The sequence below is a fragment of the Micromonospora sp. ATLC20 genome, assembly GCF_057196585.1.
Genome location: NZ_JBXUOV010000198.1, coordinates 1 through 10,117, shown reverse-complemented (window position 1 = coordinate 10,117; position 10,117 = coordinate 1). Strand labels below are relative to the sequence as shown.

Here is a 10,117-nt window from a genome sequence, read left to right as displayed (position 1 = left end):
GCCCGGCGGCGCCGGCGGCGACGACGCCGCGCGGGATCCGGCGCGGCCGCGGGCGCGCGCCGGGGGCATCGGGTGTCACAGGGCGGTCCCTCCGGTGATGACGGACGCCCTACCGGTGCGCGACGTCCTCGGTCCACCCGGCCGGAATCGGGTCCGATCCGGTCCGGCCGTCATTGAACCGAGCGTCCGGCGAGCCGTCAAATGTGGACGGTCTTGCCCGGCCCGGCCCCGTCGCGCGCGCCGGGCGGCGGTAGCGGTGTTGATCCGGAACAGGACCGAAAAGTTTCGGGATCCCGTCGCCCTCGATGGCGGTCGGGCGGCTGTCACCGACCCGTCGACGCTGATCGGAGGCCCTTTCCGGCAGCCGTAACGGCCGTTCAGGGTCCGAGCCGGGGTTACCACAACATTTCCGGAACTTGTTGACAGGATGAACCAGGCCTCCAATACTGTGGCCATCGGCGTATCTCGATTGACGTCGATGTCCGACCACCACCCGTGGCGCGGCTGTCGCCCCGGTCCCGCCGTCCGCGGGCGGGCGAGCACCCGCGGCTCGCGCCACCGGAAGCTGGCCGCCCGCCAGCCGTCACAGGGAGGAAACCCGTCCATGAAAGACGCCCCCGTCCGTACGGGCATCCGCAGGCGCGGACGCCTCAGGATGGCCCTCGGCGGCGCCTGTGCCGTGGCGCTGATCGCCGCCGGGGCGACGGCCGTCGCGTCAGGTCCGGCCTACGCCGACACCACCGTCACGTCGAACTCCACCGGCACCAACAACGGCTACTTCTATTCCTTCTGGAAGGACAGTGGCAACGTCTCCATGACCATGGGCAACGGTGGTCAGTACAGCACCCAGTGGAGCAACATCAACAACTTCGTCGCCGGCAAGGGCTGGAACCCGGGCGGCCGCCGCACGGTCAGCTACTCCGGCAGCTTCAACCCGTCCGGCAACGCGTACCTGACGCTCTACGGCTGGACGCGCAACCCGCTCGTCGAGTACTACATCGTGGACAGCTGGGGCAGCTGGCGCCCGCCGGGCAGCGGCTACATGGGTTCGGTGTCCTCCGACGGCGGCACGTACGACATCTACCGCACCCAGCGGGTCAACGCCCCCTCGATCGAGGGCACCCGGACGTTCTACCAGTACTGGAGCGTCCGCCAGTCGAAGCGCGTGGGCGGCACCATCACCTCCGGCAACCACTTCGACGCCTGGTCGCGCTACGGCATGAACCTCGGTTCGCACGACTACCAGATCCTGGCCACCGAGGGCTACCAGAGCAGCGGCAACTCCAACATCACGATCGGCGGCACCGGCGGTGGCAACCCGACCACCCCGCCGCCGAACAACGGTGGCTGCACGGTCAGCGTCAGCCGCGCCGAGGAGTGGGGCGACCGGTTCAACGTGACCTTCTCGGTCAGCGGCACCAGCAACTGGGTGGTCAGCATCCAGACCCAGGGCGGGCAGAGCCTGCAGAACAGCTGGAACGCGTCGGTCAGCGGCACCAGCGGCACGCTCACCGCGCGCCCGAACGGCAACGGCAACAACTTCGGCATCACGCTCTACAAGAACGGCAACAGCAACACCCCGACGGCGACCTGTTCCGCCGCCTGAGCCCTTTTCCGGGGAGGGGGTGCCGCGCCTGGCGCGGCACCCCCGTTTCGTGCGCCAGGAGTGCCATGATGTGACGGCCGACACACCTGGGCAAAAACTTGATTGATTCCAAAAGACCGGACTAAGGTCGTCGCATGACGGCCGACTTCGAGACGCAGCTCCGGGCGGTCTCGTTGCGGGTGACCCGGCCCCGCCTGGCGGTGCTGTCCGCGCTGCGCGACCACCCGCACGTCGACACCGACACGGTGATCGCCCTGGTCCGCGCCGAGCAGCCCACCGTGTCCCACCAGGCGGTCTACGATGTGCTCCGGGCACTCACCGACGCCGGGCTGATCCGGCGCATCCAGCCGGCCGGCGCCACGGCCCGCTACGAGTCGCGGGTGGGAGACAACCACCACCACGTCGTGTGCCGTTCCTGCGGCGCCATCGCCGACGTCGAGTGCGCTGTCGGCCGCGCCCCCTGTCTCACCGCCTCGGACGACCACGGCTTCGTGGTGGACGAGGCGGAGGTCGTCTACTGGGGCACCTGCCCCGGCTGCGCGGCCGACCGCACCGCCCAGTGATCCGCCAGTTCGGAAGGAAGCAGATGAGCGACACCCAGGACAACCGGCCCGTCAGCCCGCAGGGCGTGGACGCCAAGGAGGCGGCCGGCTGCCCGGTCGCGCACGACTCCGTGACCGCGCACGGCAGCGAGAGCGAGAACCCGGCGATCGACTCGCCGACCCCGAAGACCGGCGGTCGTCCGCGCAGCAACCGCGACTGGTGGCCCAACCAGCTCGACCTGTCGGTGCTGCACGCCCACTCGTCCAAGGGCAACCCGCTGGGCCCGGAGTTCAGCTACGCCAAGGAGTTCGCGAAGCTCGACGTCGAGGCGCTCAAGCGGGACATCACCGAGGTGCTCACCACCTCGCAGGACTGGTGGCCGGCCGACTTCGGCCACTACGGCGGCCTGATGATCCGGATGAGCTGGCACGCCGCGGGCACCTACCGCATCGAGGACGGCCGCGGTGGCGCCGGCGACGGCGGGCAGCGGTTCGCCCCGCTGAACAGCTGGCCGGACAACGCCAACCTGGACAAGGCCCGCCGGCTGCTCTGGCCGGTCAAGCAGAAGTACGGCCAGAAGATCTCCTGGGCCGATCTGCTGGTGCTCGCCGGCAACGTGGCGCTGGAGTCGATGGGCTTCAAGACCTTCGGCTTCGGCTTCGGCCGGGAGGACGTCTGGGAGCCGGAGGAGATCTTCTGGGGTCCCGAGGACACCTGGCTGGGTGACGAGCGCTACGCCTCCGAGAAGGACATGGTGGCCGGCGTCGGCGCGACCGAGATGGGTCTGATCTACGTCAACCCGGAGGGCCCGCGCGGCAACGCCGACCCGCTCGCGGCGGCGCACTTCATCCGTGAGACGTTCCGCCGGATGGCGATGAACGACGAGGAGACCGTCGCGCTGATCGCCGGCGGCCACACGTTCGGCAAGACCCACGGCGCGGGCCCCGCCGACGCGCACGTCGGCCCCGAGCCGGAGGCCGCGCCGCTGGAGGCGCAGGGCCTGGGCTGGCTGAGCACGTACGGCGAGGGCAAGGGCGGCGACACGATCACCAGCGGCCTCGAGGTCACCTGGACCGACAAGCCGACCCAGTGGAGCAACCGGTTCTTCGAGATCCTCTTCGGCTACGAGTGGGAGCTGACCACCAGCCCCGGCGGCGCCAAGCAGTGGGTCGCCAAGGACGCCGAGGCGATCATCCCGGACGCCCACGACCCGTCGAAGAAGCACAAGCCGACGATGCTCACGACCGACCTGTCGCTGCGCGTCGACCCGGCGTACGAGAAGATCTCCCGCCGCTTCCTGGAGAACCCGGACGAGTTCGCGCTGGCGTTCGCCAAGGCCTGGTACAAGCTGCTGCACCGTGACATGGGCCCGGTCAGCCGCTTCCTCGGCCCGTGGGTGCCCGAGGCCCAGCTCTGGCAGGACCCGGTGCCGGCCGCCGCGCACGAGCTGGTGAACGACGCCGACGTCGCCGCCCTCAAGGCGAAGGTGCTGGAGTCCGGCCTCACCACCGCCCAGCTGGTCTCCACCGCCTGGGCCTCGGCCGCGAGCTACCGCTCCACCGACAAGCGCGGTGGCGCCAACGGCGCGCGGATCCGGCTGGAGCCGCAGCGCAACTGGGAGGTCAACCAGCCCGAGCAGCTCGCCACCGTGCTGGCCACCCTGGAGGGCATCCAGCAGGAGTTCAACGCCGCCGGCGGCGCCCAGATCTCGCTCGCCGACCTGATCGTGCTGGCCGGCTCGGCCGCTGTCGAGCAGGCGGCGCGGGACGCCGGCGTCGAGGTGACGGTGCCGTTCCACCCGGGTCGTACCGACGCCACCCAGGAGCAGACCGACGTCGAGTCGTTCCGCGTGATGGAGCCGCGCGCCGACGGGTTCCGCAACTACCTGCGGCCGGGCGAGAAGACCCAGCCGGAGGTGCTGCTCGTCGACCGCGCGTACATGCTGAACCTGACCGCGCCGGAGATGACCGTCCTGGTCGGCGGCCTGCGCGCGCTCGGCAACAACGTCGGCGGCGCCGCGCACGGCGTCCTCACCGACCGGCCCGGGGTGCTCACCAACGACTTCTTCGTCAACCTGCTCTCCCCGGGCACCCGGTGGAAGGCGGCGGAGTCCGGGGAGCACGTGTACGAGATCCGCGACCTGGCGACCGACCAGGTGAAGTGGACCGCCACCGCGGTCGACCTCATCTTCGGCTCCAACTCGCAGCTGCGGGCGCTCGCCGAGGTCTACGCCAGCGACGACGCGCGGGAGAAGTTCGTCCGCGACTTCGTCGCCGCCTGGACGAAGGTCATGGAGCTGGACCGCTTCGACCTGGCCTGATCCGCCACATCTGAGCGAGCCCCGGTCCGTCGCGCCGCGACGGGCCGGGGCTCGTCCGTGTCCGGGGTGCCGGGTGCCGGGGGGATCAGCGGCACGCACCCGGCCCGCAAACGTTGGAAAATCTGCTCGGAAGTTGCGGTCGTCCCGCGCAGCGGTTGGTGCCGTCCCGAGCAGCGGGATCTCGGCCGAGCGCCGGCCCGCTCGCTCCAGCGTGGATCACCGCTGGTGGTCGCGTATCCGAGCTCATTCGTGTTGCCTGCTGGTTTCGAAAACTTTGCCGCAAGCTCTTGCAAAGACTTTCATGAATGGCGCATGGTGTTCGCTACCCGGGACGGCCGCCCCACCCCCGCTCACCCTTTCGAACCCACGGAAGAGGTCCCCCAGCCATGCACTCCGCCAGGCCACACCCCCGCGGCCGCACCGGTCGCCTGCTGCTCGCCGCCGCGCTCGTCGCGGCCGGCGGCACGGTGGCCGTCGCCGTCGCCGCCGCCACCACCGCCCCCGCCCCCGCCCGCGCCGCCGTCGCGCTCAACGACAGCGAGGTGACCGCCAACCTCTGGGAATGGAACTGGACCTCGGTCGCCGCCGCCTGCACCGACCACCTCGGACCGGCCGGATACGGCGCGGTGCAGGTGGCGCCGCCGCAGGAGTCGGTGAAGCTGCCCGCCAGCGCCGACGGCGCGTACCCCTGGTACGAGGTGTACCAGCCGGTGTCGTACAAGCTGGACAGCCGGTTCGGCAACCGCCAGCAGTTCGCCGCGATGGTCACCGCGTGCCACAACGCCGGTGTGCGCGTCTACGTCGACGCGGTGGTCAACCACATGGCCGGCACGAACAACCCGGCCGGTACGCGCGGCTACGCCGGCACCGAGTTCTCCGGCTACAGCTACCCGGCCGTGCCGTACGGCGACGGCGACTTCCACCGCCCCGGCGACAACTGCCCGACCGGCGGCGCGATCAGCGACTGGAACAACGAGGCCCAGGTGACCAGCTGCGAGCTGCTGTCGCTGTCCGACCTCTACACCGAGAAGGAAGCCGTCCGCAACAAGATCGCCGGTTACCTGAACGACCTGATCGGGCTCGGCGTCGACGGCTTCCGGGTTGACGCGGTCAAGCACATCCGCAAGGACGACTTCGCGGCCGTCCTCGGCAAGCTGAACAACACAGTCGTCGAGGGCCGGCGTCCGTACGTCGCGCAGGAGATCTTCGACGGGGCGAGCAACCCGGCGTTGCAGGCCCGCGCGTACATCGGCAACGGCGACGTGCTCGACTTCGCGTACGCCAAGGGCATCCGCTCGGCGTTCCAGGGCTCCATCTCGGCGCTGGCCAACGTGCCGAACTGGAACCTCGACGCGCCCGACGCCAACGTCTTCGCCATGGTCACCAACCACGACCTGGAGCGCGACGGCGTGGTGCTGTCGTACAAGAACGGCACCGACTACGTGCTGGCGAACTACTTCGCGCTGGCCTACCCGCACGGCAAGCCGTCGGTCTACGACAGCTTCACCTGGTCCAACCGCAACCAGTCCCCGCCGCACGACGGCACCGGACGGGTCACCGACACGGTCTGCGGCGCCACCTGGACCTGTCTGAGCCGCACCACCGGCATCAAGGGCATGGTCGGCTGGGCCAACGCCGCCCGCCCGGTGAAGACCGTCTCGGACTTCACCACGGTGAACAGCAACGTGATCGGCTTCCACCGGGGCGACCGGGCGTGGATCGGCATCAACGACTCCGGCTCCGCCACCACCGCCACCTTCACCACCGGGCTCGCCGACGGCCGGTACTGCGACGTCATCTCCGGCGTCGCCACCGGCAGCGGCTGCACCGGCTCCACGGTGACCGTGTCCGGCGGCCGGGCCACCGTGACCCTCCCGGCGAACGACGCGGTCGCGATCCACGTGAACGCCCGGCCGGGCGCGAGCCCGTCCCCGTCGGCCTCCCCGACCGCCTCGCCGACGGCGTCGCCCACCGTCAGCCCGGGGGACCGGATCGCCACCACGTTCACCGTCGCCGCGAACGTGGCCGCCGGGCAGGACGTCCGCGTCGTCGGCAGCATCCCCGAGCTGGGCTCGTGGACGCCCGCGAACGGCGTCAAGCTCGCCGCGCAGGGCGGCGGCGCCTACCGCGCCACCGTCAGCCTGCCCCGGTCCACCGCGGTGGAGTACAAGTTCGTCAAGCTGACCGCCGCCGGTGCCGTCACCTGGGAGTCCGGCGCGAACCGGACGTTCACCACCCCGGCCGGCGGCACGTACGCGGTGACCGAGACGTTCCGCGGCGACACCGTCAGCACGACTGTGGCCACCACGTTCTCCGCCACCGCGACCACCGTCTACGGGCAGAACGTGTTCGTGGTCGGCAACATCCCGGCGCTCGGCGGCTGGAACCCGGCCGCCGCCGTCGCGCTCTCGCCGGCCGCCTACCCGGTCTGGCGGGCCACAGTCGACCTGCCCGCGAACACCGCTGTCGAGTACAAGTACGTCAAGAAGAACCCGGACGGCACGGTGATCTGGGAGTCCGGCGCGAACCGGACGCTCACCACGCCGGCCGGCGGCACCCGGGCCGTCACCGACACCTGGCGCTGACGATCGTGCGGCCCGTCCCCCTCACCCCTGGGGACGGGCCGCATCCGCGCCGGTCAGACCGCCGCGAACGACCAGACCTGGGCCGGGTTGCCGAACCCGGTGCAGCGGTAGATCTGGACGGTCGCGCCGTCAGCGTCCGATCCACTCCGCACGTCCATGCACCGGCCACCGACCTGCGACTTGATCTGGTGCACCCCCGCCAACGAGTTCGGGTCGACCGTCCACTTCATGCTCGACGTGCCGGTGCAGGCCCACTGCTGCAACGGCGTGCCGTCGGCGTTCACCCCGTTGCGGACGTCCACGCACATGCCGCTGAACTGGTTGACGAACGTGTAGGTGTCCCTGCCCACCGGCGACCAGCGCTGCACGGCCTGGCCGTCACAGGTGCGCTGCACGACCCGGCCGCCGAGCGACGACGGGGCGCCGGACCGGTCCACCTCCAGGCACTTGCCGCTGCCGTAGTTGACGATGGCGTAGTGGCCGCTGGCGGCCTGTGCCGGCGGGCCGTACGCCACCCCGAACCCGGCGGCGAGCAGTCCCGCCGCCAGCACCCCGGCCGCTCTCTTCCCGATCATGGTGTCTCCCCTCGGAGTCGTGTCGTCGTCCCGGATCCGCCGGTGGTCACCGGCCGGACGACTGGGGACGACGCTAGGGAGCCGCGACGGAACCCGGATCCGGGTTCCTCCTAGTCGACGAGGCCGCGCGGGCACCCTGTCGGGTTCGCGTCGCGCCCGCCCGGACGGACCACACCGGCGGCTAGCGTGCGGTCATGGGCAGCGGTCCGGCGCCGGCCGGTGCCGTCGGCACGGCCACGGACACCGGTGATGACGCCCTGCTCGGGCGCGCCGACGAGTGCCGGCGGCTCGGCGCGCTGCTGGCCGACGCGGTCGACGGTCACGGCGGTGCCCTGGTGCTGCGCGGTGCGGCAGGCGTGGGCAAGACGGCGCTGCTGCAGCACTGTGCCGCCCGGTCCACCGGGATGCGGGTGCTGCGCGCCACCGGCGCGCCGTTCGAGGCGGAGCTGCCGTTCTCCGCGCTGCACCAACTGGCGCGCCCGCTGCTGCACCGGCTCGGCGATCTGCCCGCGCAGCAGGCCGACGCGCTGCGTACCGTCTTCGCCATCGACGGTAGTTCCCGTCCGGTCAACCGGCTCGCCGCGTACGTGGCGACGCTGAGCCTGCTCACGACGGCGGCCGAGGACACGCCGGTGCTCTGCCTGGTCGACGACGCGCACTGGATCGACCCGGCCTCGGCGGAGGCGCTGCTGTTCACCGCGCGGCGGCTGCTCGCGGACCGGGTCGCCGTCGTCTTCGCGGCCCGCGACGCCCCCGCGTTCCCCGCGCCCGGCCTGCCGGAGCTGCCGCTGACCGGTCTGGCGCGGGACGACGCGATCCGGCTCGCCATGCGCGCCGGCCTGGACCGCCGGGTCGCCGCCGACCTGGCGGCGGCCACCGCCGGCAACCCGCTCGCGCTGACCGAACTGCCGGCGACGCTGTCCGAGGAGCACCGCAACGGATGGCTGCCGCTGCGGGAGCCGCTCGTGCTCGTCGAACGGATCGAGATGACCGTCCTCGCGCACGCCCGCGGGCTGCCCGACGACACCTGGCGTGCGCTCGTCGCCTGCGCGGTCACCGAGGCCACCACCCCGGCGCTGCTGGAGCGGATCCTGGCGGCGGACGGGCTGCGCCTGGGCGTGCTCGACCCGGCGGTCGACGCCGGGCTGATCCGGGTGACCGACCGCGAGGTGACGTTCCGCCACCCGCTGACCCGCGCCGCGGTCCACTCGGTCGCCGGCCCCGGCCGGCGGCGGGCCGCCCACCTGGCGGTGGCCGCCGCGCTCACCGGCGACGACACCGCCGACCGCCGGGCCTGGCATCTCGCGGCCGCCACCACAGTGCCCGACGAGGGCGTCGCCGCGTTGCTGGCCGGCTCCGCCGAGCGGGCACAACGCCGGGGCGGCGTGGTGGCCGAGGCCCGCGCGTACGAGCGGTCCGCCCGTCTCACCCCCGACCCGGACGTACGCGCGTCCCGGCTCGCCGCCGCGTCCCGCGCCTGGGCCAACGCCGGCGCGAGCCGGCACGCCATCACGCTGGGCGAGGAGGCGATCGGGCTGACCCGGCGCGCCGACCTGCGCTGCCGGGTCAAGCCGCTGCTCGCCCACCTGGCGCAGCAGCACGGTGACATGGCGGGCGCCGAGGCGTACCTGGCCGACGCGCAGACGTACGCGCAAGCGGATCCGCTCGGCGCGGCCCGGCTGATGAGCGCCCGCGTCAACCAGTTCTGGGCGCGGCTGGACGTCGCCGGCATGGTGCCGCTGTGCGCGCGGGTGGCCGAGCTGGCCGCCGCTGATACGGGCGCGACCTGGCCGAAGGGGCCGATCCGGCTGGCCGCGGCGCAGGTGCTGGCCGGGCTGCCCGAGGGGGTCGCGTCGGCCCGTACCCTGGTCGCCGCCTGCGCCGGCCACGCCGACGGATCGGCGGCGGAGCTGGCCGAGGTGTTCTGCTGGATCGGGGACCACGACACCGCGCGGGCGCTGCTGGAACCGGAGATCGACCGGGCCCGCGCCACCGACGACGTGTTCCTGCTGGCGTACGCCCTGCCCCGGCTCGCCGGGCTGGAGTGGCGCACCGGCCGGCTGCACGCGGCGTACCAGGCCGCCGCCGAGGCGGTCCGGATCGCCGAGCAGGTGGCGCTTCCGGTGCTGCGGGCGGAGGCACTGGCCGCGCTGGCCCTGGTGGAGGCGCTGCTCGGCGAGGAGCCGGAGGCGCTCGCGCACGTCGACGACGCCCGCCGGCTCCTGCCGGGCGAGTTCCGGGAGATCGAGGTCCGGCTCCGCTACGCCACCGGGATCGCGGCGGTGGTGGGGGCGCGCTGGCACGACGCCGTGACCGAACTGGAACGGGTCCGCCGGGCCCAGCGCGACGGCGGCATCGCCGAACCGGGGTGGCTGCCTGTCGCCGCCGAGCTGGCCGAGGCGTACACGCACCTGTCCGACCCGCAGCGGTCGGCGCGGCGGTTGCGTGACCTGACCGGGGCCGGCGGTGCCGCCGCCCGCGCCGCCGC

The 10,117-nt window shown here is 72.5% G+C and carries 6 protein-coding genes; 5 read left to right on the top strand and 1 reads right to left on the bottom strand.

Features of this window, described 5'->3' with window-relative positions; translation table 11 throughout:
- The first annotated feature begins 604 nt into the window (after positions 1-604).
- From AC2CHG_RS27045 to AC2CHG_RS27030, 4 genes are all read left to right on the top strand, one after another.
- A complete protein-coding gene (locus AC2CHG_RS27045; RefSeq protein WP_262011922.1) occupies positions 605-1,606 on the top strand; it encodes a glycoside hydrolase family 11 protein in 1,002 nt (333 codons plus the stop codon).
- A 134-nt stretch (positions 1,607-1,740) separates the two neighbouring features.
- Positions 1,741-2,169, top strand: coding sequence for a Fur family transcriptional regulator (locus AC2CHG_RS27040; protein WP_135240611.1), 429 nt, complete (start codon positions 1,741-1,743; stop codon positions 2,167-2,169).
- Between the two features lie 23 nt (positions 2,170-2,192).
- Positions 2,193-4,469 carry a catalase/peroxidase HPI gene (katG, locus tag AC2CHG_RS27035; RefSeq protein ID WP_484525857.1) on the top strand — a complete coding sequence of 759 codons (2,277 nt, stop codon included), beginning with the start codon at positions 2,193-2,195 and terminating at the stop codon, positions 4,467-4,469.
- Positions 4,470-4,855: 386 nt separating this feature from the next.
- The gene (locus AC2CHG_RS27030) at positions 4,856-7,054 is read left to right on the top strand and encodes a carbohydrate-binding module family 20 domain-containing protein (protein ID WP_484525856.1); all 2,199 of its coding nucleotides are present in this window, start codon (positions 4,856-4,858) and stop codon (positions 7,052-7,054) included.
- A 53-nt stretch (positions 7,055-7,107) separates the two neighbouring features.
- Here the strand turns inward: AC2CHG_RS27030 and AC2CHG_RS27025 are convergent, their stop codons facing one another.
- A complete protein-coding gene (locus tag AC2CHG_RS27025) occupies positions 7,108-7,629 on the bottom strand; it encodes an RICIN domain-containing protein (RefSeq protein WP_484525855.1) in 522 nt (173 codons plus the stop codon).
- A gap of 194 nt (positions 7,630-7,823) precedes the next feature.
- On the opposite strand from AC2CHG_RS27025, the gene AC2CHG_RS27020 reads away from it, so the two are divergent.
- The coding region (locus tag AC2CHG_RS27020; protein WP_484525854.1) for an AAA family ATPase at positions 7,824-10,117 on the top strand (2,294 nt) is incomplete at its 3' end.